Here is a 26590-nt window from a genome sequence, read left to right on the forward strand (position 1 = left end):
TTTTTACATGTGATTATGGTGATTGTGATGGATGTCGTGGTGACTCGACGAGGAACGGCTACGCGGGGGTGCTTCATCGGCAAATTTCTCCCCGTCCAAAATCCCGAGACGTTTATATTGTCGGTCGACCCGCTCTTTCGTCTCCTCACGAATGGAATTAGACTCCATAATCAGTTGATAGCACCCGAGCGCGACACGGAACGGCTCCATGCGTGTACGCTCAATGGAAAAGGAATCGATTCCTCGTAAATAGTCTGCCAATCGTTCGGCCGTATCGTCGTCTGGGTCATCGGCGAGCTGAGAGGCGAAGCGCTGTAAGTCTTTCAACGTACTTGATGTTTTAGAATAGTTCATTCCTGATTTGATAAACGCAAAAATAATCAGACCGAACACAACCATGAAAATGATTGGAAACACGCCAAATAACCCATTAAAGAATGAATCCCCTATCGAGTTACTAAACGGATCTCCACTAAATCCAAACACTTTCATTCCAAATTCCCCCTTTTTCTTTATGTACGTTCATTCAATCGAATTGGTTTCATCAAAAAACCGCGATCAAACGACCGCGGCATTTATTCAACTATTCAATTGTTTCTCCATCATGATGCGTGGCTCTCCATCTTCTGTGTAGGCGCCCATGATGTCATATCCACAAAGGAGGTTCAAGATGATGACTCCTTTGTTCGTATTGCGTGCTTTCGTCCGAATCGAATGGAACCCTTGCGCTTCGACCCACTCGAGTTGCGTGTCCATCAGCTTGCGACCGATACCATGCTTTTGAAAGTCCGGGTGTACGCCGCCCGCCCAGCTATAAAATCGATAAGGCTCTGCCTCATAGCCAATCTTAAAGCCGATTAGCTGATCTTCTGAGAATGCTAAGAGCACTAACGGATTAGCGTGTCGATACAGGCGCTCTTTAAATCGTAACTGATCGAGATCGCCATATAACGTACGATACAGTCGGAAGAAATCCTCTTCAAAATCTTTAAAGTTGTTTGTCACATCTTTTACGATAAATGAACTCGTCGTACTCATCGTTCCATCCCCTTTCAGTTTCTGGACAAAGATTCCGTACGTCTTTTCCTTTCGCCGTTCATTCCGAATTTCCTGTCTCCCGTTCGAAAGCCGTGACGCCTTTTTGTTTATATAGTCCGAGCGAACGTTTCGGTAGACTCTTGACCATCCAGTCTTTAAAGATGCGTGCTTGATCCTCGACAGGCAGTTCATAGCCATCCGTCACGATATGACGAGACCGTGTCGTGACATCATACAAGGAGATCGCAGCCGCCACGGAGATGTTCAAGCTTTGTACGTACCCTTGCATCGGAATGACAAAGTTCCCGTCCGCCTGCTTCAGTGCCGCTTCCGACACACCACTATGTTCATTCCCGAATAGAAGAACGGTTGGCTTCGACACATCGACTTTATCGAGTGGGATTGCTTCCTCACTTAATGCCGTCGCATACACTTGATAGCCGCCTTCTTTTAAGGAGTCAATCGCTTCTTCAATGGAGCCATGCTCTACGACGTCCACCCAGCGATCTGCGCTCTTGGCGATGATCGAGTTCGGTTTAAACTTCGCTCGCCCTTCGACCACGTGTAATGTCTGTACCCCGAACGCATCGGCCGAACGTAAGACGGCAGATTGGTTGTGTGGATCGTCCACACCTTCCGTTAAAATCGTGATATGGTTCGTTCGTATATTTAATACTTCATACATCCGTTTGATTCGGTCCGGCATGAGCATCTCATAGAGAGGAAGATCCTCTTTCAATAAGACACCTTTCTGTAGCAACTCTTCTTTTAATTCAATCTGCTCCTCTTTCGTCAAAGCAGATGTAGTCTGTCTCCATCCCATCTTTCTCGCTCCCTTCAACCTATCATATTGTAGCTAGATTCGATTCGACTGACAAGTTTGCCCCTATGTACCCCAATCCGTTTAAAGAATGAAAAAAATGAAAATAGCGAAAACGGTTGCACGAATTTATGCAATCGATTACAATTATTAATGCAAGCGATTGCACTATTGGCAAACATAAAAATAGACAAAACTCCCTCACAGGAAGGAAGCGTATAGTATGAAAAAAATGATCTCATTCGATTTCTGGCAGAAACTTGGCAAGGCCTTAATGGTCGTCATCGCCGTTATGCCAGCTGCCGGTTTGATGATTTCGATTGGAAAACTGATTGGAATGTCAGCCGGAGATGTCGGTATTTTATTAACGACGGCTCGCATCATTGAAGATTTAGGTTGGGGAATCATCGTCAACTTACATATCCTCTTCGCAGTCGCAATTGGTGGTTCGTGGGCAAAAGATCGTGCAGGTGGTGCGTTCGCAGCACTCCTCGCCTTCATTTTGATTAACCGTGTCACGGGAGCCATCTTCGGTGTCAACGGCGCCATGCTTCAAGACCCTGAAGCGACAATCGATTCACTATTCGGTGCAAACCTTGTCGTCGCGGACTACTTCACATCTGTACTCGGTTCACCTGCCCTCAACATGGGTGTGTTCGTCGGGATCATCGCCGGTTTCCTCGGTGGTGCACTTTATAACCGTTTCTACAACTTCAACAAGTTGCCGAACGCCCTCTCGTTCTTTAACGGGAAGCGCTTCGTACCATTTGTCGTCATCCTTGGTTCGGTCCTTGCTGCCCTCGTTCTATCGATTGTATGGCCAACCATCCAAGGGGCGCTCAACAGCTTTGGTGAGTGGATTGCCACATCTCGTAACACGGCTCCAGTACTCGCTCCATTCATTTATGGGGCACTCGAACGTCTACTCTTGCCGTTTGGCTTACACCATATGCTCACAGTACCAATGAACTACACGGAACTCGGTGGAACGTATACGATTTTAACAGGTGCGACAGCTGGATCGGTCGTTGCCGGGCAAGACCCGCTCTGGTTGGCATGGGTGACGGACCTCGTCAACTTGCGTGCTGCTGGTGATACTGCCGCATACAACGCGCTTCTCGCCGATGTCGTTCCGGCCCGCTTCAAAGTCGGTCAAGTCATCTTGTCATTCGCTGCGTTGATTGGTGCCGCATATGCGATGTATCGTAACGTCGATGCAGAGAAAAAAGAACAGTACAAGCCGATGTTCTTGTCAGCCGCACTCGCTGTCTTCTTGACAGGTGTCACAGAACCAATCGAGTTCATGTTCATGTTCGTCGCACCAGTTCTTTACGTCGTCTACGCACTCATGGCGGGTGCTGCCTTCGCCTTGGCAGATATCATCGACCTACGTGTTCACGCTTTCGGTGCGATCGAACTTTTGACGCGCATCCCGATGATCGTCAAAGCAGGACTTCTTCAAGACTTGATCAACTTCGTTCTCGTTTCTGTCGTATTCTTCTTCCTCAACTTCGGTGTATTCAACTTCTTCATCAAGAAGATGAACTTGCCAACGCCAGGACGTAACGGGAACTACATGGAAGAGACGACAGAGAAGTCGTCTGTGACAGGTAACGAACAAGTCATGGGGATTATCACGCTTCTCGGCGGGGAAGAAAACATTGAGGATGTCGACGCATGTATGACTCGTCTTCGCGTGACCGTTAAAGACGTCTCACTCGTCTCTGACGAACAAGAATGGAAGAAAAATGGCGCTATGGGTCTGATTGTGAAAGACCGTGGGGTCCAAGCCATCTACGGCCCGAAAGCCGACGTATTGAAATCAGACATTCAAGACGTCATCGGTGCATAATCTACCGGCCAACTCGCTCGAGAGTTGGCCTTTTTCTAAAGGAGGACTATCGTGAACATTTTAACGCTCAATTGTCATGCCTGGTTAGAAGACCGCCAACAAGAGAAAATTGATGCCATCATCGAACGCATTGCGAGCGAAGAGTACGATCTCATTGCGCTTCAAGAAGTCAATCAACATAAAGAGGCTCCAATCCTCTACGGGAACATCCGTGAGAACAACTTCGCACACGTCCTCGTCGAGCGCCTGAAAGAGTTAAATCTTCCCTATCACATGACATGGGACTTTGCTCATTACGGATATGACATTTATGAGGAAGGCGTCGCCATCTTGTCACGCACGCCGTTTCTATCGATCAATTCATTCTTCGTATCGAAGACGACGGACCCTGACAATTACAAGTCCCGTAAGATTGTCAAAGCTGTCATCGAAGGAGCAGATGCTCCGACGACCGTCTACTCGTGTCACCTCGGATGGTGGCATGACGAAGAAGAACCGGTGAAGCATCAACTCGATGAACTGCTGCGTCGCGTCGAGCATGACGATCATGCTCTTCTACTCGGTGATTTCAACAACGATGCCTTCATTCGAGGCGAAGGATACGATTATTTGATGGAGAAAGGGCTCCAAGACTTGTTCCATCTCGCAACGGAACGCGAAGGCGATGCGACCGTCCAAGGGAAAATCGCTGGATGGGATGAAAACAAGAAATCGCTCCGCATCGACTTGATGTTGACGAATGCACCGATTCACGTCTCCCGTCATGCCGTCGTTTTCGATGGCGAGAACGGGCCCGTCGTCTCCGACCACGCCGGTGTCGAAGCGACCGTGTTTTGGCGCTGATTCACCTTTTTCTTCCGACTTGGGAGAAAAGGGTTTTTCTTTTGGGGAAAATCTTGTAACGTGATAAAAGACTGATGTCTAACTACTAATGAATGAAATAGAAAGAAGTGTTTGAACATGAAGACAAGCTCGCTCAATCGAAGCGACTGGACCCTAGTCCTATCCCTCTCCTTATTAACCTTCGTTCTCGGAACGAGTGAATTTGTCATCGTCGGCATTTTGCCTGATATCGCAAGCGGTCTATCCATTTCCATCGCGACGGCAGGAAGTCTCGTATCGGCATTCGCCATCAGCTTCGCCGTCGGCACACCCATCATGATGTCCTTGACGAGTCATCTCCCAAAACGTAAATTGATGCTCGGTCTGACCATTCTGTTCACTATTCTGAACTTGTTGAGCAGCCTGGCCCCACTGTATGAATGGTTACTCGTCTTACGCATGTTGACGGCCGTCGTCACAGGTGTCTTGATTTCGCTCGCCATGCTCGTCGCCAGTGAAAGCGTCCCTCCAGCAAAACGAGGTGTGGCTGTGTCCTTTATTTTCGGTGGCTTCACGATGGCTAACGTGTTCGGTGTTCCAATCGGGACGTTTATCGGACAGCAGGCAGGTTGGGAATCCACATTTTTATTAACGACTACACTCGGTGCAGTCGCCTGGATCGCCATTTATCGTGTCTTGCCGAACCAGTTGTCTCAAGAAAAAGCATCACTCCGTGAACAAATGGCACTCCTGACGAATCCGCGCATTTTGATTGCCTTCCTGATTCCGGCGTTCGGTTTCGGGGCAACGTATGTCGTGTATACGTATCTCGTGCCGATTTTAAAAGATGTACTCGGTGTACCGGTCGCTTGGGTCAGTCCGATTTTATTCGCATACGGATTCATTTCGATTTTCAGTAATATCGCTGCCGGAAAAATCGCTAGTCACAATCCAATCGGACGCCTACGGTTCGTCTTTCTCGTCCAGGCGTTCGTCCTGGCCGCGCTATTTGTGACGACGTCGAATGTGACGCTCGGTCTTCTCAATATCGCACTCATGTCGTTCATGGCAATTTTATTGACGACATCGACTCAGATTTATTTGATTGATTTGGCAGAGAAGTTCAATCCGAACGCCAAAGGTCTCGCCTCGTCACTCATGCCAGTGGCAAGTAATGTCGGAATTGGACTCGGTTCCGCTCTCGGTGGTGTCGTCTATGCGACGAGTCCGATCATGACGCTCGCGCTCGTCGGCGGATTGGTCGCCCTCGTCACAGCCGGGTTGACTGCAATCAGTTATTCGCTCGACCAACGCTAAAACGTGCGCACCTCGATGCAGGTGCGCACGTTTTTTTATAACCATTCGAGAATCGCCGAAAGGACTTCGTCCAATTGTTCTTTCGATGTAAGCGGACTTTCCTGATCTCCTTTTTGTGGACCATACATCCCGAAGTTCGCATGATTCCCGTCTTCAATTTGCACGAATTGACTATCGTCAGGAAGATCGTTTCGACTCGCATCGATGTCTTCCGGGACAGCCAGCCCATCCAATTCACCTGAAATCGATAGCACGCGTAAATCACTATCGACCATCGAACTGATCGGATACGAGGCGAGGAAAATCACACCGTCCACCAACTCTTGATGCTCGAGCGCGTAACCCGATGCCGCCGAACCTCCGAGCGAATGACCGGCCACGATCCAGCGTTCAATCTCCGGATGTGCCTCGATGATTGAATCGGCTGCGTCGATATCTAAAATGCCTAAGTTGAGACGAAGCGACGGAATGGCGACGAAAACACCTTCCTCGGCTAATCGTGTTCCATAATACGCATACGCCTCTTTCTCGACTTTTGCCCCTGGGTAGAGAATGACCCCGACCTCGCTCGCCGTGTCTCCGAACTCGAGACGATTGTCAACCAAGGTCCCTTCTTCCGCATACTGCGTCGCTTCATCGGTCGGTCCATACGTGAACTGTGTCCAAATGAAAAAGCCAGCGACCGCGATGACAAGCAGTCCTAAGACTACCAGTCCTGCCCATTTAAAGAATTTCTTCATTATATAGCCTCCATTTGCATCCACTTCATCATAACGTTACACTAATAAGAAAAAGTATGATCAGGGGGACACCATGACCAGAAGTAATGTAACCACGACGATTCAGTGGTTTATTTTTATTTTAGCTACAAATATTGTACCACCACTCTCCATCGCCGCCTTGTTTGAACTGTCACCAGGTGAGACGATGACCTTCATATCCCGCTCACTCTTCATCTTCGCACTCTTTAGCATCGTTCAGACGATGCTCGGACATCGCCTCCCGATTCTCGAAGGACCTGCCGGCATTTGGTGGGGTGTCTTCACCCTGTACGCATCCATCGGTCCCGCCCTATATGGAAGTCAGCAAGAGACGCTGCAGGCACTCGGTTTTATGTTGTTCTTAAGCGGGATCATCGGTGTATTGTTGACCGTCACCGGCATCCTGAGACGCATGCTTTCCCTGTTTACACCGCAAGTGCTCGGCGTCTATATGATTTTGCTCGTCCTCCAATTATCAGGGGCTGTCATCAAAGGCGGCTTCGGGGTGACGGAAGACGGGATCAACATCGTCCAAGCCGTCGCGACGGCTGGTCTCGTCTTGTTCGCACTCACGCTCGAGCAAAGTCGCTTCAAGCAATATGGACTCGTCATGACACTATTCGTCGGATTCGGTTTGTTTCACTTACTCAACCTCGGGAATCCAATCGTTCGTTCGGAATCCTTCTTCCTCGTACCGGAATTGCTTCCGTTCGGAAATTGGGTGTGGGATTGGAACTTGTTGCCGACGGCTTTCGTCATCACCTTGCTTCTCATGACGAACGTACTCGCGAATATCAAGTTGATCGAGCGCATCGTCAGTTCTCGTGAAAAACGAGAAATCAAAGGGAACGTTCCCGCGTCGGGTGTCGCCAGTGGTGTCAGTCAAATCGTGGCCGGTCTCTTCGGTACACCGGGTCCTGTCGCTATTTCAGGGACGGCCGGATTCCTCTCTTCTACGGAGAGCGTCCAACGCGCCCCTCATCTGATTGCTCACGCCCTCATGATGGGGTTAGCACTCATCGGTCCATTCGTCTCGTTGATTGCGAGTATCCCGGCCGCTGTCGGCTATGCGATTGTGACTCCGCTCATCGCGACGATGATCATCATCGGAATCAATGAGGCAGCCTTTGAATTAAAACAATCAACGGCTTCTCTCACGGTCGGTCTCCCGCTCGTCATCGGTGCCGGAGCAATGCTTCTGCCACCTGGTTCGATGAATGATTTGCCACCGCTCCTTGCGACCGTCTTCTCTAACGGACTCGTCCTTGGAACAATTGTTGCCTTAACGACGGCCATCTTAAGTAAAATCAAGGATTAAAAAAAGAACTGGCCTATGGTCAGTTCTTTTCACGTACATGCATATGGTAACGGGCATCGTGCGGTAATACGGCGCCTTCTTCTTGTTCGAAATGCGCACGGTCTTTCCAATAACGAACTGCTGACGAGGTGTCACGATATAGGGCGCGCTGTAACGCCTGCTTCGCCGTGACAGCCGTGCCGTCATCATTTTTCAACTCGAGTCCCATCAGTTTATAGCCGATTGTTTGTCCTCCTCGACTCATTTGGCAAGCTTCCATCACATACGTTAATAGCGTCGGTGTCACGACCGCATGTACGAACTCGCTCTTCACTTTCTTTCGAACAAGTTGTTCTACGCCATAACTGACGAACCCTGCGATGACACTGTCAATCAAGACCGCTTTCGTTCGTTTCTTCGTCAATGTATTCATCGGCTCATCCTCTGCATCATCCCCGACGTCAACACTTCGATTCCTTCACCTTCTTCAGACGCCATGATCAAGGCACGTGCAACGTGCAGCGCTTGAATCGGTGCGACTTCCGGTGTCTTCTCAAGCAAAAGTGACTGGAACGGTCGACTGATGACCTCGGCCGCTTTCTCCCCAAGTCGGAAAGAATCACGCTCTCCGAGTAATAGAGAAGGACGTGCGATAATCAAATGACGGAAGTTGAAGACGCGTAACGCGTTCTCGAGTTCCCCTTTCACACGGTTGTAAAAGAAAGATGAACGCAACGACGCACCTTGTGCCGATACAACTGCATAGCGCGTCGCACCATGTGCCTTGGCGACACGAGCAACTTCAAGTGGTAATTCTAAATCGACTTGTTTGAACGCTTCCTGCGAGCCGGCTACCGCAATCGTCGTGCCGAGTGCACAGTACACGTCGTCGATCTGTGGAAGCGCTGCATCCATCTCCTCGAATCCGACGACCTCATGTAGCTTCCGATGACTCCAACGCTTTGAGCGTCGGACGACAATCCAGACCGCATCATAACGGTCACTTTCTAACAACTGTTCAACCAATTCGCGGCCAATCAAACCGGTCGCGCCTACGACAAATGCAGTTTTCCCCATCTATGACTCCTCCTAGACTACTATTTCCTTCAGTCTAGCCGACTTGTCGTTCCTCGGCAATGATCGTCGTGGGACGATAACGGTCCATCGTACGGAAGAACCCGTTCAAGAGGAGCGCTGTGAACGAACCTGCTACGATGGCGCTATCTGTGAACAGCTGAAGCCATTCCGGCATGTTTGCGACGATAGCCGGGTTTGCCGTAATCCCGAGTCCGACACCGATTGAGAGGGCAATGGTGATCAAGTTCTCGTTTTTCGAAAAGTCGACCTGGCTCAGAATCCGAATTCCAGAAGCGGCGACTGTTCCGAACATGACGAGCATCGCCCCCCCAAGCACTGGTTTTGGAATCAATGTCGTGAACGTAGCGACTTTCGGAAGGAAGCCGAGCAAGATGAGCAACCCACCTGTCCAAAAGATGACACGCCGTGATTTCACACCTGACAATTGGACGAGTCCAACGTTTTGACTAAACGTCGTGTACGGGAAACTGTTGAAAATCCCTCCGAGAATCGTCGCGACTCCTTCCGCACGATACCCCTTCGTCAATTCTTTCGCACCGATTGGCTTTTTCGTGATATCGCTGAGCGCCAAAAATACACCGGTCGATTCAATCATCGAGATGATGGCGACGAGCATCATGACGAGGATGGCGGACACGTCGAATGTCGGCATCCCGAAATAGAACGGCTGGACCATTTGGAACCAACCCGCCTCACGGACAGGACTGAAGTCGACGAGCCCGAGTGAAGCGGCGACCCCCGTTCCAATCAGTATGGCAAAGAGGACAGCCGCGGCACGTGTGAAGACGGTCCCGACACGATTCAAGACGAGAATGAGTACAATCGTTAAACCACCTAATCCGAGATTTTGCATCGATGCGAACCCAGGCTCACCCGGCATCACGCCGCCGATGTCATTGATGGCGACTGGGATGAGTGAGAGACCAATGATTGTCACAACAGAACCGAGAACGACTGGTGGAAAGAAGCGTGCGAGCTTCCCAACAAATCCGGAGATGAGGATGACGATCAGTCCGCTCGCAATCAACGCGCCATAAATGGCCGTAATTCCGTTCGCGCTGCCGATGGCGATCATCGGACCGACCGCCGTGAACGTACATCCGAGGACGACCGGCAATCCGACACCGGTAAAGCGTGTCGTCCATACTTGTAGTAACGTCGCCACCCCACACATGAATAAATCAATTGCGACGAGATAAGCGAGTTCGGTTGGACCTAGACCAATGGCACCACCAACGATGAGCGGGACGATTGCCGCTCCCGTGTACATGGCGAGTAGATGTTGGAATCCTAGACTTGCCGTCTTGAATGTATTCATCGAACGACCTCCACGAATGAGATGTGATTTTTCTCTAATTTCGCGATGCGTGCCAGCGATTCGACGTGATAGCCACGCTCGATCAATTTATCGCGCCCCGGTTGGAATGACTTCTCGATGACGATGCCAACCCCTGCGACCTCCGCACCTGCCGCTTCGACGAGTTGTGTCAGTCCGAGTGCCGCCTCCCCATTCGCGAGGAAGTCGTCGATAACGAGAACGCGTTCGCCTGGTAAGACGAAGCGTCGACTTAAGCTGATGCGGTTCGTCTCTTGTTTTGTGAACGAATAGACGTCTGCCTCCACGAGGTCATCTTGGAGTGTCAGCGATTTTCGTTTACGCGCGAATACGAACGGGATACCCATCTCAAGTGCCGTCATCATCGCCGGCGCAATTCCACTCGATTCGAGTGTGACGATTCGGTCGATGTTGGCGTCTTTGAAACGCTCTGTAAATTCCTTTCCGATAGCTTGCATGAGCACCGGATCGACCTGATGATTCAAGAAGGCGTCGACTTTCAACACTTGGTCGGAAAGGGCCCGACCCTCTTCACGGATTTTGTCTTCTAACTGCTTCATTGTTTTCCCTCCAATAAAAAATGCGATTCGTCACCCCTCATCGGGAGGCAACGAACCGCATGGAAATCAAAGATAGCATACGACAAGCGCCACCCGTAGTCGAACCATTTACGGTAGTTCGGTAGAGACTTGCGGACCATATTTCCGCTGATATACGAGTGCGAATCTATTTATTTAAGATAGACCTTATTGTAGACGAGCTGACGAGAAATGCAATAGGTTGGAATCAAACGGTGAAATGTTCGATTTTTCTGAAACTGCTGTATACTGTATATATTGGATATGAGAGAGGAGCCCTACCCTTATGAAGTTATTCGTATTAGGCGCAACCGGTCGGACCGGACATCAATTCATCGATCAAGCCATCGAGCACGGTCATGATGTCACTGCGTTCGTCCGTGAACAGAAAAAGCTGATTCGGACGCCACAACTTGAAATCATCGAAGGCGACTTATATGACATCGATTCGTTAACGGAAGCGATGCACGGTCACGACGCAGTCGTCAGTTGTCTCGGAACGGATTTGAGCGACCCGGACTTTTTAGCGAGTGTCACGGACAAGCTCGTCCCAGCGATGAAGACGAATGGCATCTCACGCGTCGTCTATTTGGCCTCAGCCGGTATTGACAATGAGATTCCGGGACTTGCGGGGAAAGCCATTACGTTTATGCTTCGGAAGCCGCTCCGCGATCATCGAGCAGCCGTGGACTTATGGCGCAATTCGTCATTCGATTATACGATTGTACGACCGATGCAATTGACGGATGGCCCTCGCACCTCGACTTATCGCACGGCCATCGATGAAGTGCCAGAGAACGGGAAGCACATCTCCCGGGCAGATGTCGCCCAGTTCATGCTTCATACGATTGAAGAACATGAACACGTACGGGAGTCGGTCGGACTGGCGTACTAATTTGGTTCGATTCATGCTACAATATCGGGTAGTTTACTTTGAAAGGAACGAAAACGAATTATGAGTATATTAACGGTACAAAACTTGAGCCACGGCTTTGGTGACCGCGCTATTTTGAACGATGTCTCTTTCCGCCTCTTAAAAGGAGAGCATATCGGTCTCGTCGGAGCGAACGGTGAAGGAAAATCGACGTTCATGAACATCATCACACGCAAACTGCAACCGGATGAAGGGAAAATCGAATGGGCGAAAAATGTCCGTGTCGGTTATCTCGACCAACACGCGGTACTCGAGCGTGGAATGACGATCCGGGACGTCTTGAAAGGTGCCTTCCAATACTTGATTGACATGGAGACACGCATCGGCGAACTCTACATGGAGATGGGAGATGCTACACCTGAACAGATGGAAGACATGCTCGCTGAGGTCGGTGAACTTCAAGAGACGCTCGACTCGAACGACTTTTATATCATCGATGCGAAAGTAGAAGAAGTCGCACGTGGTCTCGGTATTTTAGACGTCGGTCTCGACCGTGACGTCACGGACTTGTCAGGCGGACAGCGTACGAAAGTATTGCTCGCGAAATTGCTTCTTGAGAAGCCAGATATCTTACTCCTCGATGAGCCGACCAACTATTTGGATGAAGTCCATATCGAGTGGTTGAAACGCTATCTTCAAAACTATGACAATGCCTTCATCTTGATTTCGCATGATATCCCGTTCTTAAATAGCGTCATCAACTTGGTCTATCATATGGAGAACCAAGAGTTGAACCGCTACGTCGGGGATTATGACAAGTTCATGGAAGTGTACGAAATGAAACGCTCACAACTTGAAGCCGCATACAAGCGTCAACAAGCCGAGATTGCCGACTTGAAAGACTTCGTTGCCCGTAATAAGGCACGCGTCTCGACACGAAACATGGCGATGTCACGTCAGAAGAAGCTTGATAAGATGGATGTCATCGAATTGAGCGCAGATCGTCCGAAACCGGAATTCCGCTTCTTGCAGGCCCGTACGTCAGGACGACTCATCTTTGATGCGAAAGGTCTCGTCATCGGATACGATGAGCCACTCTCACGTCCGCTCGATCTGCAGATGGAGCGCGGTCAAAAGATTGCCCTCGTCGGAGCAAACGGGATCGGGAAGACGACCCTCTTGAAGAGCTTACTCGGCTTAATCAACCCGCTTGAAGGGACAGTCGAACGCGGCGAGTTTCTTGAAATGGGTTACTTCGAACAGGAAGCAGTAACGAGCAACAACACGTGTATCGAAGAAATTTGGAGCGAGTTCCCGTCACTCAATCAACAGCAAGTGCGCGCGATGCTCGCGAAATGCGGTCTCATGACGAAGCACATTGAAAGTAAGATCTCGGTCCTCAGTGGTGGAGAAAAGGCGAAAGTTCGTCTTTGTAAACTCCTTAATAACGAGACAAACCTTCTCTTGCTCGATGAGCCGACGAACCACTTGGACGTCGACGCGAAGGAAGAGTTGAAGCGTGCGTTGAAAGAGTACAAAGGAAGCGTCCTCCTTATCAGTCACGAACCAGAATTCTATGAGGATATCGTCACAGACGTCTGGAACTGTGAATCGTGGACGACGAAAGTATTCTAATTCAGTAAAGGACGTGTCGTATGGCTGGCCCAATTCAAACGAATGAACGGATTATCTTGTATGACATTATCCGAGGGTTTGCCCTCTGCGGCATTTTCCTCGTTAATATTCCTACCATGCTCGGGAGCGACTGGATGTTCGGTCGCCCCGACTATGCGGGAAGCGATTTATTCGTCCGCACCCTCTTTGACTTGTTCGTGCAGACGAAATTTTATACGATCTTCTCCCTCCTATTTGGGATCGGCTTTTCGATTTTCCTCGAGCGCTCTTACGCTCGGGGCGATTCGGTCAGTCGTTACATACGCCGAATCTTGATTCTTTTCTTGTTCGGTCTCGCGCACTTGGCGATTTGGTCGGGTGACATCCTTCATACGTATGCGATGTGGGGCTTATTGCTTCCTCTTTTTTACGGATTGAGTAACCGTGCCATTCTGACGTGGGCATGGGGACTGTTGACTGTAAATTTCTTACTATTCAACGTTGCCCCTATCTATGTAGAGTGGGCTTTTGGATACATGTATTTAGGAGAGTCGTTCCCGACGGTCTTTAATTCAGGCTTCGGTCCTTGGCTAGGCTATCGATTCGACAACGAGATTTTTACTATGATTCAAAATTCACTTTTTGTCGGAATCGAGATTCTCGGTCTGTTCTTACTCGGTCTCTTCATCGGACGGGAACGAAAGCTTCTGACTTGGAGCATCCAAGGGTTGACCCGGACTGCTGCCATCTGCGCAATTGCAGCCATGCCATTCTGGGGAATCATCATCTGGCATCATTACGGTGATGGCGCCTCTTATATGTCAACGAACTCAGCAGCCGTATGGATTTCCGGGAAGCTACTCGCCACGACATATGTCTGCCTGTTCACGGTCGCCGTTCGAAAAGGTCGCACGTTCGCACCGCTCCAAGCGCTCGGTCGGATGGCACTCACGAACTATTTGACACATACGTTGATTATTGTCTTGCCAGTGATCGCACTCGGGGCGTACGGGGCGCTTTCTTTAACCGAAGGCCTATTCCTCAGCATCGCCATTTTGATTGCCCAATCGTTCTTCTCGATGTGGTGGCTAAAAAATCACCGTTACGGACCGTTTGAGAAGCTGTGGCGTCTCGGAACATACGGAAGACAAACAAAATCATCTTAAGATCGGACTTTATTGTCCGGTCTTTTTTTAAAACAAAAACTGCAGACGTATTCACGTCTGCAGTTCCGCTCGAGGCATAGGCTTCGAGTTTTTATTTTGTTGCCGCTTCAGTTAAAACGGGTACGATTTGCTTCTTACGCGAGACGACGCCTGGAAGTGTCGCCAATCCGCTTTGAAGCGTCACGTTGAACGCTTGTTCGAAGAGTTCTGGTTTTGGTCCGACGACGATGGCTTCCGAATCGTTCGTCAAAATGTTCGTGATGGCGAATACGAACAAGTCTAAGTTTTTCGCTGCAACCGTGTTGGAGATGGCCGCTTCGACTTCCTCTTTGCGGTTCAAGACATCGTTCGCGTCGACCGTGTTCACTTGTGCGATTTCGACACGATAGTCACCCATCGCGAATTCTTTCGCATCGAGTGAGATGAGCTCTTCAATCGTTTTTTGGCTGAGGTCCGCACCCGCTTTGAGCATCTCAAGACCGTATGCTTCCACATCGACGCTAGCGATGTCTGCAAGTTCTTTCGCTGCCTTGATGTCTTCATCCGTACATGTCGGCGATTTGAAGAGAAGCGAATCCGAGATGATGGCTGAAAGCATCAAACCGGCCATGTCCGCTGCAATGTCGACACCATTCTCTTTATACAACTTCAACAAAATCGTCGCTGTACATCCGACTGGTTCCGCACGATAGTAGAGCGGGTCTGCCGTTTGGAAGTTCGCGATGCGGTGGTGGTCGATGACTTCAAGAATTCGCACGTCTTCAATGCCGTCCGCACTTTGCTGGAACTCGTTGTGGTCGACTAAGATGACTTCTTCCGCCTCACCTTTCACGCCTTCGATCAAGCGTGGTGCTTTTACGCGGAAGTGATCGAGTGCATATTGTGTTTCCCCGTTCACTTCACCGAGACGGACTGCCTCTGCGTCCATCCCTAATTTCTTCTTCAACTCGGCATAGGCGAGCGCTGACGTGATCGTATCGGTATCTGGATTTTTATGTCCGAAGACTAGTACTGTACTCATATCTCATTCTCCTCACTAAATAGTTTTCCCTTATCCATTATAACGTCCACGACATTTCTTTCAATTCCCAAACAAAAAGAGCCGTGTCGGCTCTTATGATTGTTCGTCTTCATCTGTCTCTTCGAGGTCGGAATGATCTCCTTTTGAATCCTCTTCGTGGGAGATGTCCGGTTGATCTCGTTTCAACTTCTCTTTTTCTTCTTGTTCACGCTTTTCTTTGTCTGACATATCACGTCATCCTTTCGAAAATCTGACTTGTCGTAACCTGTTCCCCAAGCTAGATTTCATGAAACGATATTTCATCAAACGTAAACAAACTGAAACGTCAGGCTTGTACGAAGACGATTTCTTCTTCGCGAAGTTCGACTTTCACGTCTTGGCCTTGGAATAACCACTCATCTTGTTCCGCCACGACGAAACGGATGCCATCTTCTTCTGTCTCAACGGCCGCATTGTTCACTTCTTCCGTGATGACCCCGACGGAGAAACCGTGCGTCAAGTCTGTCGAACCCCCGTATTTCGCAAACAAACGAACCGTTTGACCCGCTTCGACTTCCATCTCTTGTTTGAACCATTGGAGCGCTTCTTCTGTTACTTGAATCTTCATAACATCTCCTCCTCTCGACTACTCCTTTCATTCTAAACGTTTCAAAACAGTCGAGCGAGGAAGTTGCCTAAAGTGTTGTCCCGACTTGATAGCTGACTGTCATCCCATGTGTTTCAGGTTGAGCACCGTTCATCTCGGCAAGCGTCGTTTCAAATAAACGCCTGCCAATCTGTTCATTCGGAGAGAGCATCGTCGACAGTCCGAACGCCCGACCAATCGGATGCCCGTCAAATCCGAGCATAGCGACTTCTTCGGGAATGGCAATATGCCTTCGTTGCATCTCTCCTAAAAATCCGAGCGCGACATAATCAGACGAGAAAAAGAGCGCTCGAGGACGCTCTTTTTGAGAGAGGAACGTTTCAGCCAACCGAACGCCATCCTCGCTCGTCAAATACCCAGTCCAAATCCATTGCTCACGCGCATGCGCTACTTCATCGAAATAGGCTTGCTGACGCGCAAGGGAACTCGGACTATGGCTTCTCGACAAAATCATACCAATCTGCTCATACCCGTGACTCTGTAATACACGAATACCGGATACGAATGATGCGTAATGATCGACATGAATCGATGAAATCGTCTCTGGTGCACCGACGGTCGCCACGGCAATCGGTCCGTAAGCGCGGTACGTCTCCATTTCTTTAAAGGACATCTCGTGAGACAAGACGATCGCCCCGTCGACTTCGCGATGCTTCAATAAATCGAGTGCTTGTCGCTCCTCACTCAGCTTATACTCCGTTTGCCACATGACGAGTCGGTAATCGTGCTCGAGGGCCGCTTTCGCGAGCCCGTTGACGAAGAGACCGTAATACGGATGATCCATGTAAGGCAAGATGACGACAACACGTTGCGTTTTTCCTGTCGACAACGTCAACGCCTGTTGATTCCGCAAATACCCGAGCTCCTTCATCGCTTTATGGACACGGGCCCGTTTTTCTTTCGATACGTACGGATGCTCGTTCAAGACGCGCGAAACCGTCGTCACCGAAACGTCAGCGTGCTTTGCGATATCTCGAATATTCGCCATTCGTCTCACCTCAACTTGTCAGTCTTTGCATATAGTGTACCCACTCTGCTTGCTGACTGTCACCTCTTTCGACGACTTGGCAACGGATCGCCTGAACGAGACGGAAGCGCTCTTCTAACGGTAAATGAAGAAACTCTTCACGGAAACGGGTACACAACATTTTTCCAAACGGTGTATACAACTGATTGATGACGAGCTCGTATACGATTCCACTGCACCATGTCTTCCACGTTGTCGGCTTCATATCGGTTCCCCTCCCTTTGTCTATACCGTATCTTCTGAAACGCGTTTCAGAGCAAGCATCTTTTTAGAAAAGTTAATTTCCGAACATTTTTTACTACTATTCCTCATTTTCCATGTTTTTTACGTAAAACAATTGACGTGAATCGAACATTTTTGTATAGTCATCAAGTTGATAACGTTAATTTACTCATTTTTTTCAATTAATGTTCGGAAATAGACTGTAATAAGGAGTTTTATCGATGAATATCTTTCAGCTGAAACAACATGGTACGAATGTTAAACAGGAAGTGACCGCTGGGATCACAACGTTCGTGACGATGGCGTACATCTCTGTCGTCAACCCGGCGATTCTATCTGACGCAGGTATCCCGTTCGCACAAGCGTTCACGGCGACAATCATTGCCATCCTCATCGGGACAGGCTTGATGGCGTTTTATGCGAACTTACCGATCGCTGTAGCGCCAGGGATGGGGCTAAACGCATTCTTCGCTTACACGCTTGTCGCCCAAGAGCAGATTGCCCCGTCTGCCGCACTCGGTGTCGTCTTCGTCTCGTCTGTCTTCTTTTTAATTTTGTCGCTCTCTCCGATTCGGACGAAACTGATTCAAGCGATCCCGACTTCGTTGAAGCATGCCATCACGACCGGGATTGGGCTCTTCATCGCTTCACTCGGTTTGAAGTTATCGGGCTTAATCGTCGCCGACGAGGCGAACTTGGTGCGTCTCGGTGACGTGTCTTCTCCAGAAGCTCTACTCGTACTAGGCGGTTTGATCATCTCAGCACTCCTCTTCTCACGAAACGTACCCGGTTCTTTACTCATCGGGATGGTACTTACCGGGATTGCGGCATACTTCATGGATATCTTAAAAATCGACGGTGTCACGGCGATGCCAACCCTTCCGGAGGGACTCATGGTCAACCCCGTGACGGCATTTAGTGATGTCATTCAATACGGTTTGTTCGGTGCCGTGCTCTCGTTCTTCCTCGTCACATTGTTCGATACGACAGGTACGCTTGTCGGTGTCGGAAAACAAGCCGGTCTCTTAAAAGAAGACGGAACGATCGAGAATGGTCACCGTGCACTCTTTGCCGATTCGCTTGCTACAATGGGTGGATCACTCGTCGGAACGAGCCCATCTACGGCATACATCGAGTCTGCTGCCGGTGTCGCCCAAGGTGGACGTACGGGTCTCACGACGGCCATCGTCGCTGGATTGTTCGGATTGACACTCTTCTTCAGCCCGCTCATCGGTGCCATTTCTGGCGTAGCGGCGATCACGGCTCCTGCCCTCATCATCGTCGGTGCGCTCATGTTGACGAATGTCCGGTACATCGATTGGAGTGACTTTAGCGAATACTTCCCGGCGTTCATGACGATTTTGATCATGCCTTTGTCAGGAAGCATCGAACGCGGAATCGCATTCGGGTTCATCTTATACCCAATCTTCAAAGCAATGAACAAAGAGACGGTTCACCCGCTCATCTACTTGTTCGGCGCACTCTTCATTTTGGAAATGTTCTTCCTATAAGTTAGACAAAAGATCCTTGTCATGTGACGAGGATCTTTTCTGTTATACGTGCTCCTTCCCTGTTTTATATCAGAAAAGAGATGAATATCGGTTCAGTGAGATGCGTTATCAATTACACAGTATTTTACAAATAAATAAGTTTTTCTCCCCATTTTTCTGTCACTTTCCTACGCTTTATGAAATAATGACGTTGAAATCGTTATTATTTAGAAGAAAGAAGGAATGACTATGCCGAATGTAGCTTTATTCGTCACATGTTTATCTGATACGTTGTTCCCCTCTGTCGGAAAAGCGACAGTCGAATTACTCGAACATTTAGGATGCGATGTGACTTTCCCGTTTGAACAGACGTGCTGTGGACAACCCGCCTATAATAGTGGTTATCATGAGGAAACGAAGAAAATCGCCAAGCACATGATTGAAACGTTTGAGAAGGCAGATGCAGAGTATATCGTCGGACCATCAGGATCTTGTGTCATGATGATGCGCGACTATCCACATTTATTTCAAGATGACCCGATGTGGAGACCACGCGCAGAAGCGCACGCCGCCAAAACGTTCGAACTGACGCAGTTCATCGTTGATGTGCTCGAAGTCACCGATGTCGGTGCTAAGTTCCCTAGTAAGGCGACGTACCATGCATCCTGTCATATGACTCGCCTCCTCGGAATTGAAGCAGCTCCCGGGAAATTGCTCGAGAACGTCGACGGTCTGACGATGATTCCACTTGAGAACGTACATAACTGTTGCGGGTTTGGAGGAACGTTCTCTGTCAAAATGCCGGATGTGTCGGTCCAGATGGTGGATGAGAAAGTCGAGTCCATCTTACAGTCAGGCGCAGAGGTGTTGATTGGAGCTGATGCTTCATGCCTAATGAATATCGGTGGACGTCTTCATAAACAAGGACATCCGATTAAAGTGATGCATATTGCCGAAGTCTTAAATGAAGGAGTGAAGCAAGCATGAGCATGGGGATTCGGTTAGATGAGAAGTTTCAGGACCGTCGGAAAGACGGGATTGAGGATGCGTTTATGCGTCAAGCCGTCAGTTCGGCTCAAAACCGACTGCGCGATGGACGGTTGAACGCTGCGGGCGAACTCGGGGACTGGGAAGCATTCCGTGACCACTCGGAAGAGATTCGTCAGCATGTGCTTGAACATCTGGACTATTACTTATATCAATTGAGTGAAAACGTCTCAAAACGCGGCGGGAGCGTCTTCTTTGCAGAGACACCAGAAGAAGCGAACCGCTACATTCGGGAAGTCGTTCGCTCGAAACAAGCCAAACATGTCGTGAAATCAAAATCGATGGTCACAGAAGAAATCGGATTGAACGAGGCGCTTCAGGAAGAAGGATGTACCGTCGTCGAGTCCGACCTTGGGGAATGGATCTTACAACTTGACGAAGACCCACCGTCTCACATCGTCGCCCCTGCCTTGCATAAAGACCGAGACGCTGTGCATGAAACGTTCACTGCTCACGGATATATCGGCTCGAACGACCCGACTGAACTCGGTCGCTATGCGCGACAAGAATTACGGAAAGACTTTTTGAAGGCAGAAGTCGGCATCACCGGCTGTAATTTCGCCATTGCGGAGAGTGGAGCCGTCGGGCTTGTGACAAATGAAGGAAACGGACGCATGGTGACATCACTTCCTGACACGGTCATCTCTGTTATGGGGATGGAACGCGTCGTCCCTTCCTATGAAGAGTTCGAGGTACTCGTCAATATGCTTTGTCGAAGCGCCGTCGGTCAGCGACTCACTTCATATATCACGACGTTCGCCGGAACGCGCGCAGTCGGGGAAGTCGATGGACCAGAAGAGTTCCATCTCGTCATCGTCGACAACAAACGATCAGGCATTCTCGGCACACAGTTTCAATCTGTCCTGCAATGTATTCGTTGCGCGGCCTGTATCAATGTCTGCCCTGTCTACCGTCATATCGGTGGTCATGCGTACGGCTCCATCTATCCTGGTCCGATTGGTGCCGTCTTGGCCCCACTCCTTGACGGGTATGAGAACTACAAAGAACTCCCCTACGCGTCGAGTCTATGTGGCGCCTGTACAGAGGCATGTCCTGTGAAGATTCCGCTACATGAACTGTTGATCGAACACCGCCGTGTCATCGTAGAAGAGAATAAACAATCACCTTTCGTGGAGCGGATTGCGATGAAAGGATTTGCCGTCACGGCTTCGAGTCCGTTCTTATTTGAAGCAGCGGAACACGTTGCACCGTTTGCGTCATCACCATTCGCCACGTCTGGTCAGATTGAAAAAGGACTACCAGCTTGGACGGACTCGAAAGACTTACCACAGCCAAATAAACAGACCGTTCGAGATTGGTTCAAGAAACGAGGGAACGTCTGATGAATCCTGGAACAATTACAAACCGTGAAGACTTTTTAAAACGCATCGCGAAACAACTTGGTCGTGAAATTGACCTCACACCACCGAAACGCGAATATAAGAACCATCCACAAGATCACGTGTTAAAAGGTGTGAGTGAAGAGGAACTGCTCGAGACGTTTCGCATGGTCGCGACCCGAATCCACACCGATTTAGTAGAATGTGAATCGAAACATCTTGATGATACGCTCCGTCTCTTGATTGAACGCTATGAAGGAACGCGCATCCTTGCGGAAAACGATGAACGGATTTCTGCTTGGGCACCCTCAACGAGTGAGACGTTCGCTTGGTGGGATTCGACACAACCGGAAATGAGTCGAGATTTGGCTATACGTGCTGACATCGGAATCACAATTGCGGATGCAGCGTTTGCGGAAAGTGCGACGATCGTCCAATATGCGAAACCTGGTAAATCACGGACCATCAGTCTGTTACCACAAGACCATATCGCGATCATCCCGAAGTCTGTCCTTGTTCCGCGCATGACGCAAACGGCACAACAACTTGCCGCACTAGACCGAGACGGCCTTCATTCCCCGAACGGTGTCAATTTCATCTCTGGACCGTCAAACTCAGCCGACATCGAGATGAATCTCATTGTCGGCGTTCATGGTCCTGTTCGAGTCGCCTATATTTTGGTGCATGATTTATAAGGAAAGCCCCTCTATCGATTGATGGAGGGGCTACTTTTATCATGACACGGTGACGCTTCCGTTTGAACTTGTTAACTTCACTTCAATCGCCCCGTCCCCAAACACGCATTCCTTCGATCGTTCGCCGAACACATCAACTTTACCATTTCGAGACTTCGCTCGAATCGTCACATCTTCCGGACGTTCATCGACATGTAAGTCAATTTTTCCATTGCTCGATTTTAACCGAATCGGTGCTTGAATCGCTTGTACGGAACAGTCAATCCGTCCGTTTGACGTTTTGGCATCAATCGCCCCCGTGACGTGATTGATATCGATTCGACCGTTCGACGAATGGATGTTGATGCGCTCCAGTCGAGAGTGTTTCGCTTCGACACGACCATTTGAGGAGTGAAGCTCCCAATCATGACCGTGACAACTCGACGCAAGCACTTTTCCGTTCGAGGTGCACAGTAAACCGTGTTTCGCTTGAATCTGATGCGCGACGACTCGACCGTTCTCACTTTCGACATGTAATCGTTCCGCTTGGAGATCCTGTACATCACTCGAACCGTGGCGATTTTTCAATTGAATTTGATGATAGGCGTGATGTGGCAATTCAACCCGAAGCACCGGTGCTTTCGACCCGAACCATGAAAATAGATCAGATAGACCAAAACGACGTTCTGATTCGATTCGAATCTCCAGTGTGTCCCCAACGATGTCCATCGCGACCCCATGATCCGTCTCTGTTTCGAGCGTTGCGTAAGCATAGCCATCTTGTGATGGAGTGACGAACACTTGCGCATTTTGTACTTGAATGAGGACACTTTGAAAGGCTACCGTCGAACTTTTAACAACCGCGGGTGGTCGTGTCGACTCCGATACTTCAAAATCGACGGAGGCGAGCAGTTCCGAGGCGAGTATGCTCGGTTCCCCTAACTCGCGTGCCATCTCTTCATCACTTCTTCCTTCTAATCGGCCGCTCGAGAAATACTCGGACACATCTCGTAATATATCGAGGCGATCCTTCACCTTTACTTTCATCAATAATTGCTCAAGCTCTGACAAGTACTGTTCTTCATTCATCTGTCGTCTCCCCCTCGGATTAAGTCATTGACGCCGTTTGTGAATACATCCCATTCCGCTCGCAACTCAGTCAAATGTGTTTTCCCTTGTTCCGTAATCTGATAATACTTTCGCGGTGGCCCTTCCCCGGACTCCGTTAAATACGTCGTGAAATAGCCATCTGTCGTCAGTCGACGTAACAATGGATAAACAGCACCTTCCGAAATGGCCACTTTGGCCGAAATCGCTTGAACGAGTTCATAGCCGTAGCGGTCTTGTTCTGCCACAAGCGCAAGTACACAAAGATTCAACACACCTTTTTTGAATTGAGGATTCATGATCCCACCCCCTACTATACATAGAACAATAGCACATCATTTACTACTATTTAATAAATAATAGTGAGTATTCCCCTAATTTCTTAATATATAGCATCTGAGGAAATGAATCTGTACAATGAAAGAACGACACTCGTAGGATATTTATCACAGCCGGAATGTTCATCATTCCAGGAAGGAATGGTCTTTATGAAGTCATGGATTGACCAACAGATTGGAAGACAATTTTTATTCGTCTTCTACTTATTCATCGCACTGATTCTCCTCACGTCTCTTGCCGTATATGTGTATACGGAAAACCAAATCGAACAGACGACATCATCGCTCGAGAACATTAGTGAACGGCGCACGAATGCGACCGAATTATTCGAGACATGGCAGTCGATGCAATATGAAATGCGTGGATACGTTATCCTCGGGGACGACGCGATGTTAGAGCGCGTCCAAGAAAAGCAAGTCTTGATTGACGAACAGACGACTTGGTTCGAACAGAACGCCGTGACCGATAAGGAAAAAACGTACGCGGGAGATGCTCGTACGCTCTTTGTCGCTTATCAGGAACGCGTCATGCCGAGCCTTGAACGTTATGTAGAAGGAAAGCGGAGCGGAAGTGTCACCGAGCCTTTCTTGAAAATGCCGACACTCGGGAAAGTAAATCCACAAAAAGAACCGCCGACGGATCGTAAATTCAAAATCAATTCGAAAAGTGCTGCAGATATGAGCGCGAGCATTGTCGATATGGAGAGCGTCTTCACGAAATACCGGAACACACTGAACGCAGAAGAGGAGGCCCTCCGTGCCCAACTTGCGACCCATACGAAATGGGCACAGGCACTTTGGCTTCTTTCTTTACTCGGTGTTTTATTCATTCTCTTCATCGTTGCCCGTCCTTACGTCAAACGATTGACAGGGCAACTTCAGGAGTTGATTGAAAATAGTAAGCGTCTTGCTGGAGAGCGACAGCCGGTCATCCCGGCAACTGCTCAATCTAAAAATGAAGTCGGGCAATTGACGACATCTTTCCGCCAGATGGCTTCGTCCCTCACGACACAACGTCATCGAATCGAGGAAGAACGTGAAAAGACAGCACGTCTTCTCCACTCGATTCGGGATGCTGTCATCTATGTGGAGCACACAACAAAAGAAAAAGTAGCTAATCAGGCACTCTTCGTCTTGTTTAATCAACCGATTACGAAACGAAATGAAGTCGATTTATATCGATTAGATGTGAGTCTAGAAGAACTCGGCCTCCAGGTCGACCAAAAGGATGCGTTTTTCGCCTTCATGGAACGGTCCTTCGATGGACAGTGTAAAGAAGAGAGCGTCACGTTCTCGATGAATCAAGAAGAGCGCTTCATTCAAATGTATGCGGAGAAGGTTTACTTGAGAGGGACACGCCACGGTACGATGCTTGTCTTCCGTGATGTGACACATGAGACTGAAGTCGATCGCCTGAAAACCGAGCTTGTGTCGACTGTATCTCATGAACTCCGTACGCCACTCACAAGTATCATCGGTTTCACAGAACTACTTCGTTTCCGTAAACTGTCTCCTGAACGTTCCGAAAAATATTTAGGAATGATTCATCAAGAGACATTGCGTCTCGAAGACTTGATTTCAAACTTGCTTGATGTGCAGCGGATGGAGTCTGGCAAACAGACGTACCATAACGAACCAGAACGTCTATCCGTCATTCTCGAACAGGCCATCACGGTGCACCAAGGATCGAGCCAACACCATCGCATCACGTTTGATTGTCAGGAAGATGTCTATGTATACGGAGACCGGACACGACTCGGACAACTATTTACGAATTTGCTGCATAACGCAGTCAAGTATTCTCCAAAGGGTGGCGATATCAATGTTCGTGTCGCATGTGAACGACCCGACTGGATTGATATTTCGATTGAAGATCATGGAATCGGAATTCCTCAGACGGCGCTGCCGAAGCTGTTTGACAAGTTCTATCGCGTCGACAATTCCGCAAGTCGTAAAATTGGGGGCACGGGTCTCGGGCTCGCGATTTGTAAAGAAATTGCAGAGGGTCATGGTGGTGCAATTCACGCCACATCAAACATCGGCAAAGGTTCCATTTTCACCGTGAGTCTCCCAAAAATGGATCTATCGAATCAAATGAGTAGTTAAACAACAAGAGGGTGCGACATCGCACCCTCTTGTTTACTGTACTTTGTTCTCTGGACCGAATGATGGATAGAGCGAAAGCCCACCATCAGCAAAGATTATTGTCCCTGTCACATAGGACGATTCATCTGATGCGAGCCAAGCGGCAACGGCAGCGATTTGCTCCGGCTTCCCAATCGCATGTGATGGGATGAGAGCCTCTAACCCCTCTTTTTCTTCCGGATCGTTCATCGTCTCTTCATTGATTGGCGTGTCGATTGCACCTGGCGCGATCGCATTGACGCGAATATGGTTCGGTGCGTATTCGAGAGCGACTGATTTCGTGAACATTTTCACGCCACCCTTACTTGCTGCATAATGTGTATAGCCAGGTCGTGGAATGACCTCATGAACAGAAGACATATTGATGATATTGCCCTCGATTTCATGTTCAACAAAGTATTTCAAAGCGGCACGAACGCCAAGGAATGTCCCGTTCAAGTTAACGTCGATAATCTGTTTCCAGTTATCGAATTCCATTTCATGCGTCTTCGCTTCGACTTGTACACCGGCATTGTTGACGAAAAGATCCATCTTCCCGAATTCAGAGATGGCTTTCTCAATCATCTTCTCCGCAAGCCCTTCTTCAGAGACATCTCCTTTCACGGCGACCGCTTTCCCGCCACCCGCTTCGATTCCCCGGATGACCTCTTCCATTTCCTTTTCACTGCTTCGATAGTTGAGGACGACATTCATCCCCTCTTTTGCGTAGCGTTCCCCGATCGCTCGACCAAGACCTTTCGAGCTTCCGGTGATGACTGCGACTTTTCCTTTCAACTCTGGATAGTTTGCCATATCAATTCCTCCTTCATCTTCTCGGTTTTAGTTCCCGCATTTCCCTTTTCCTCAAACATAGTTGGCTGCATTTTGAATATTTGATACAAATCAACTATACTGAAACAAACTATTCGTTTTCAGGAAACGCCTGAAGGACGTTTGATCTTATTCTTAATGGAGGTGACT

The 26590-nt window shown here is 49.0% G+C and carries 28 protein-coding genes and 1 riboswitch; of the genes, 12 read left to right on the top strand and 16 right to left on the bottom strand.

Translation table 11 applies throughout. From position 1 onward, the window contains the following. Positions 1-3 precede the first annotated feature (3 nt). The 3 genes from KNO76_RS07700 to KNO76_RS07710 form a co-directional block, all read right to left on the bottom strand. Positions 4-492, bottom strand: a complete 489-nt coding sequence (locus tag KNO76_RS07700) for a hypothetical protein (protein ID WP_251127940.1) — start codon at positions 490-492, stop codon at positions 4-6. 87 nt (positions 493-579) lie between these two features. Then, entirely contained in the window at positions 580-1149 is a 570-nt protein-coding gene (locus KNO76_RS07705; RefSeq protein WP_026824547.1) for a GNAT family N-acetyltransferase, read from the bottom strand. After that, positions 1097-1861, bottom strand: coding sequence for a TrmH family RNA methyltransferase (locus tag KNO76_RS07710; protein WP_214884366.1), 765 nt, complete (start codon positions 1859-1861; stop codon positions 1097-1099). The genes KNO76_RS07705 and KNO76_RS07710 overlap by 53 nt, the downstream gene beginning before the upstream one ends. 220 nt (positions 1862-2081) lie before the next feature. Here KNO76_RS07710 and KNO76_RS07715 point away from each other — a divergent pair, with 220 nt between their 5' ends. From KNO76_RS07715 to KNO76_RS07725, 3 genes are all read left to right on the top strand, one after another. Beyond that, the gene (locus tag KNO76_RS07715) at positions 2082-3710 is read left to right on the top strand and encodes a PTS transporter subunit IIBC (RefSeq protein ID WP_214884369.1); all 1629 of its coding nucleotides are present in this window, start codon (positions 2082-2084) and stop codon (positions 3708-3710) included. A gap of 51 nt (positions 3711-3761) precedes the next feature. After that, the gene (locus KNO76_RS07720; RefSeq protein WP_214884372.1) at positions 3762-4553 is read left to right on the top strand and encodes an endonuclease/exonuclease/phosphatase family protein; all 792 of its coding nucleotides are present in this window, start codon (positions 3762-3764) and stop codon (positions 4551-4553) included. Between the two features lie 117 nt (positions 4554-4670). Beyond that, positions 4671-5849 (top strand): MFS transporter, encoded by a 1179-nt coding sequence (locus KNO76_RS07725; protein ID WP_214884375.1) that lies wholly within the window; start codon positions 4671-4673, stop codon positions 5847-5849. A gap of 35 nt (positions 5850-5884) precedes the next feature. On the opposite strand, the gene KNO76_RS07730 is transcribed toward KNO76_RS07725, so the two are convergent. Beyond that, complete coding sequence (locus tag KNO76_RS07730; RefSeq protein WP_214703675.1) at positions 5885-6589, bottom strand: alpha/beta hydrolase; 705 nt, start codon at positions 6587-6589, stop codon at positions 5885-5887. A 73-nt stretch (positions 6590-6662) separates the two neighbouring features. On the opposite strand from KNO76_RS07730, the gene KNO76_RS07735 reads away from it, so the two are divergent. Continuing rightward, on the top strand, positions 6663-7928 hold the full coding sequence (locus KNO76_RS07735) for a purine/pyrimidine permease (protein ID WP_214884379.1): 1266 nt from the start codon (positions 6663-6665) through the stop codon (positions 7926-7928). Between the two features lie 19 nt (positions 7929-7947). Here the strand turns inward: KNO76_RS07735 and KNO76_RS07740 are convergent, their stop codons facing one another. Genes KNO76_RS07740 through KNO76_RS07755 form a run of 4 tightly spaced genes read right to left on the bottom strand, consistent with a single transcriptional unit; the run spans position 7948 to position 10901 of the window. Continuing rightward, positions 7948-8340, bottom strand: a complete 393-nt coding sequence (locus KNO76_RS07740; protein ID WP_214884382.1) for an RDD family protein — start codon at positions 8338-8340, stop codon at positions 7948-7950. Further along, positions 8337-8984, bottom strand: a complete 648-nt coding sequence (locus KNO76_RS07745) for an NAD(P)H-binding protein (protein WP_214884385.1) — start codon at positions 8982-8984, stop codon at positions 8337-8339. Before KNO76_RS07745 ends, KNO76_RS07740 begins: the two co-directional genes overlap by 4 nt. Before the next feature lie 34 nt (positions 8985-9018). Further along, positions 9019-10323, bottom strand: a complete 1305-nt coding sequence (locus KNO76_RS07750; RefSeq protein ID WP_214884388.1) for a nucleobase:cation symporter-2 family protein — start codon at positions 10321-10323, stop codon at positions 9019-9021. Then, a complete protein-coding gene (locus KNO76_RS07755) occupies positions 10320-10901 on the bottom strand; it encodes a xanthine phosphoribosyltransferase (protein ID WP_214884391.1) in 582 nt (193 codons plus the stop codon). Before KNO76_RS07755 ends, KNO76_RS07750 begins: the two co-directional genes overlap by 4 nt. Positions 10902-10977: 76 nt before the next feature. Then, a riboswitch (purine riboswitch) is annotated at positions 10978-11079 on the bottom strand. A gap of 126 nt (positions 11080-11205) precedes the next feature. On the opposite strand from KNO76_RS07755, the gene KNO76_RS07760 reads away from it, so the two are divergent. The 3 genes from KNO76_RS07760 to KNO76_RS07770 are packed head-to-tail and all read left to right on the top strand — an operon-like array spanning position 11206 to position 14573. Then, positions 11206-11814, top strand: a complete 609-nt coding sequence (locus tag KNO76_RS07760; protein WP_214884393.1) for an NAD(P)-dependent oxidoreductase — start codon at positions 11206-11208, stop codon at positions 11812-11814. 60 nt (positions 11815-11874) lie between these two features. Further along, positions 11875-13428, top strand: a complete 1554-nt coding sequence (locus KNO76_RS07765) for an ABC-F family ATP-binding cassette domain-containing protein (RefSeq protein WP_214884396.1) — start codon at positions 11875-11877, stop codon at positions 13426-13428. A 20-nt stretch (positions 13429-13448) separates the two neighbouring features. After that, positions 13449-14573, top strand: coding sequence for a DUF418 domain-containing protein (locus tag KNO76_RS07770; RefSeq protein WP_214884400.1), 1125 nt, complete (start codon positions 13449-13451; stop codon positions 14571-14573). Between the two features lie 91 nt (positions 14574-14664). On the opposite strand, the gene KNO76_RS07775 is transcribed toward KNO76_RS07770, so the two are convergent. The 5 genes from KNO76_RS07775 to KNO76_RS07790 form a co-directional block, all read right to left on the bottom strand. After that, positions 14665-15594, bottom strand: coding sequence for a manganese-dependent inorganic pyrophosphatase (locus tag KNO76_RS07775; protein ID WP_214878967.1), 930 nt, complete (start codon positions 15592-15594; stop codon positions 14665-14667). 93 nt (positions 15595-15687) lie between these two features. Beyond that, a complete protein-coding gene (locus KNO76_RS14175; RefSeq protein ID WP_256441184.1) occupies positions 15688-15822 on the bottom strand; it encodes a hypothetical protein in 135 nt (44 codons plus the stop codon). Between the two features lie 97 nt (positions 15823-15919). Further along, entirely contained in the window at positions 15920-16201 is a 282-nt protein-coding gene (locus tag KNO76_RS07780) for a HesB/YadR/YfhF family protein (protein ID WP_214703658.1), read from the bottom strand. Between the two features lie 67 nt (positions 16202-16268). Further along, entirely contained in the window at positions 16269-17228 is a 960-nt protein-coding gene (locus tag KNO76_RS07785) for a LacI family DNA-binding transcriptional regulator (protein WP_214884403.1), read from the bottom strand. Positions 17229-17238: 10 nt separating this feature from the next. Then, positions 17239-17472 (bottom strand): hypothetical protein, encoded by a 234-nt coding sequence (locus tag KNO76_RS07790; RefSeq protein ID WP_026824564.1) that lies wholly within the window; start codon positions 17470-17472, stop codon positions 17239-17241. 244 nt (positions 17473-17716) lie between these two features. Here KNO76_RS07790 and KNO76_RS07795 point away from each other — a divergent pair, with 244 nt between their 5' ends. The 4 genes from KNO76_RS07795 (at position 17717) to KNO76_RS07810 (ending at position 22061) form a co-directional block, all read left to right on the top strand. Next, on the top strand, positions 17717-19000 hold the full coding sequence (locus KNO76_RS07795) for an NCS2 family permease (RefSeq protein ID WP_214703822.1): 1284 nt from the start codon (positions 17717-17719) through the stop codon (positions 18998-19000). Between the two features lie 228 nt (positions 19001-19228). Continuing rightward, positions 19229-19966 (top strand): (Fe-S)-binding protein, encoded by a 738-nt coding sequence (locus tag KNO76_RS07800; RefSeq protein ID WP_214884406.1) that lies wholly within the window; start codon positions 19229-19231, stop codon positions 19964-19966. A 2-nt stretch (positions 19967-19968) separates the two neighbouring features. After that, complete coding sequence (locus tag KNO76_RS07805; RefSeq protein ID WP_285800440.1) at positions 19969-21369, top strand: LutB/LldF family L-lactate oxidation iron-sulfur protein; 1401 nt, start codon at positions 19969-19971, stop codon at positions 21367-21369. Continuing rightward, the gene (locus KNO76_RS07810; protein ID WP_026824568.1) at positions 21369-22061 is read left to right on the top strand and encodes a LutC/YkgG family protein; all 693 of its coding nucleotides are present in this window, start codon (positions 21369-21371) and stop codon (positions 22059-22061) included. The genes KNO76_RS07805 and KNO76_RS07810 overlap by 1 nt, the downstream gene beginning before the upstream one ends. A gap of 39 nt (positions 22062-22100) precedes the next feature. Here KNO76_RS07810 and KNO76_RS07815 read toward each other — a convergent pair whose 3' ends face one another. Then, positions 22101-23129 carry a DUF4097 family beta strand repeat-containing protein gene (locus tag KNO76_RS07815; RefSeq protein ID WP_214703652.1) on the bottom strand — a complete coding sequence of 343 codons (1029 nt, stop codon included), beginning with the start codon at positions 23127-23129 and terminating at the stop codon, positions 22101-22103. Continuing rightward, entirely contained in the window at positions 23126-23446 is a 321-nt protein-coding gene (locus KNO76_RS07820) for a PadR family transcriptional regulator (protein ID WP_026824570.1), read from the bottom strand. The genes KNO76_RS07815 and KNO76_RS07820 overlap by 4 nt, the downstream gene beginning before the upstream one ends. 189 nt (positions 23447-23635) lie before the next feature. Here KNO76_RS07820 and KNO76_RS07825 point away from each other — a divergent pair, with 189 nt between their 5' ends. Further along, positions 23636-25591, top strand: coding sequence for an ATP-binding protein (locus KNO76_RS07825; protein WP_214884414.1), 1956 nt, complete (start codon positions 23636-23638; stop codon positions 25589-25591). A 33-nt stretch (positions 25592-25624) separates the two neighbouring features. Here KNO76_RS07825 and KNO76_RS07830 read toward each other — a convergent pair whose 3' ends face one another. Further along, positions 25625-26422, bottom strand: a complete 798-nt coding sequence (locus KNO76_RS07830) for a glucose 1-dehydrogenase (RefSeq protein WP_214884417.1) — start codon at positions 26420-26422, stop codon at positions 25625-25627. Between the last annotated feature and the right edge of the window lie 168 nt (positions 26423-26590).

The sequence above is a fragment of the Exiguobacterium sp. s101 genome (assembly GCF_018617835.1).
Classification (GTDB): Bacteria; Bacillota; Bacilli; order Exiguobacteriales; family Exiguobacteriaceae; genus Exiguobacterium; species Exiguobacterium marinum.

Coding starts and splice junctions, on each gene's coding strand:
- KNO76_RS07700 (WP_251127940.1), bottom strand. CDS start 492: ATGAAAGTGTTTGGATTTAGTGGAGATCCGTTTAGTAACTCGATAGGG.
- KNO76_RS07710 (WP_214884366.1), bottom strand. CDS start 1,861: ATGGGATGGAGACAGACTACATCTGCTTTGACGAAAGAGGAGCAGATT.
- KNO76_RS07715 (WP_214884369.1), top strand. CDS start 2,082: ATGAAAAAAATGATCTCATTCGATTTCTGGCAGAAACTTGGCAAGGCC.
- KNO76_RS07725 (WP_214884375.1), top strand. CDS start 4,671: ATGAAGACAAGCTCGCTCAATCGAAGCGACTGGACCCTAGTCCTATCC.
- KNO76_RS07730 (WP_214703675.1), bottom strand. CDS start 6,589: ATGAAGAAATTCTTTAAATGGGCAGGACTGGTAGTCTTAGGACTGCTT.
- KNO76_RS07735 (WP_214884379.1), top strand. CDS start 6,663: ATGACCAGAAGTAATGTAACCACGACGATTCAGTGGTTTATTTTTATT.
- KNO76_RS07740 (WP_214884382.1), bottom strand. CDS start 8,340: ATGAATACATTGACGAAGAAACGAACGAAAGCGGTCTTGATTGACAGT.
- KNO76_RS07745 (WP_214884385.1), bottom strand. CDS start 8,984: ATGGGGAAAACTGCATTTGTCGTAGGCGCGACCGGTTTGATTGGCCGC.
- KNO76_RS07750 (WP_214884388.1), bottom strand. CDS start 10,323: ATGAATACATTCAAGACGGCAAGTCTAGGATTCCAACATCTACTCGCC.
- KNO76_RS07755 (WP_214884391.1), bottom strand. CDS start 10,901: ATGAAGCAGTTAGAAGACAAAATCCGTGAAGAGGGTCGGGCCCTTTCC.
- KNO76_RS07760 (WP_214884393.1), top strand. CDS start 11,206: ATGAAGTTATTCGTATTAGGCGCAACCGGTCGGACCGGACATCAATTC.
- KNO76_RS07765 (WP_214884396.1), top strand. CDS start 11,875: ATGAGTATATTAACGGTACAAAACTTGAGCCACGGCTTTGGTGACCGC.
- KNO76_RS07770 (WP_214884400.1), top strand. CDS start 13,449: ATGGCTGGCCCAATTCAAACGAATGAACGGATTATCTTGTATGACATT.
- KNO76_RS07775 (WP_214878967.1), bottom strand. CDS start 15,594: ATGAGTACAGTACTAGTCTTCGGACATAAAAATCCAGATACCGATACG.
- KNO76_RS14175 (WP_256441184.1), bottom strand. CDS start 15,822: ATGTCAGACAAAGAAAAGCGTGAACAAGAAGAAAAAGAGAAGTTGAAA.
- KNO76_RS07780 (WP_214703658.1), bottom strand. CDS start 16,201: ATGAAGATTCAAGTAACAGAAGAAGCGCTCCAATGGTTCAAACAAGAG.
- KNO76_RS07785 (WP_214884403.1), bottom strand. CDS start 17,228: ATGGCGAATATTCGAGATATCGCAAAGCACGCTGACGTTTCGGTGACG.
- KNO76_RS07790 (WP_026824564.1), bottom strand. CDS start 17,472: ATGAAGCCGACAACGTGGAAGACATGGTGCAGTGGAATCGTATACGAG.
- KNO76_RS07800 (WP_214884406.1), top strand. CDS start 19,229: ATGCCGAATGTAGCTTTATTCGTCACATGTTTATCTGATACGTTGTTC.
- KNO76_RS07805 (WP_285800440.1), top strand. CDS start 19,969: ATGGGGATTCGGTTAGATGAGAAGTTTCAGGACCGTCGGAAAGACGGG.
- KNO76_RS07810 (WP_026824568.1), top strand. CDS start 21,369: ATGAATCCTGGAACAATTACAAACCGTGAAGACTTTTTAAAACGCATC.
- KNO76_RS07815 (WP_214703652.1), bottom strand. CDS start 23,129: ATGAATGAAGAACAGTACTTGTCAGAGCTTGAGCAATTATTGATGAAA.
- KNO76_RS07820 (WP_026824570.1), bottom strand. CDS start 23,446: ATGAATCCTCAATTCAAAAAAGGTGTGTTGAATCTTTGTGTACTTGCG.
- KNO76_RS07825 (WP_214884414.1), top strand. CDS start 23,636: ATGAAGTCATGGATTGACCAACAGATTGGAAGACAATTTTTATTCGTC.
- KNO76_RS07830 (WP_214884417.1), bottom strand. CDS start 26,422: ATGGCAAACTATCCAGAGTTGAAAGGAAAAGTCGCAGTCATCACCGGA.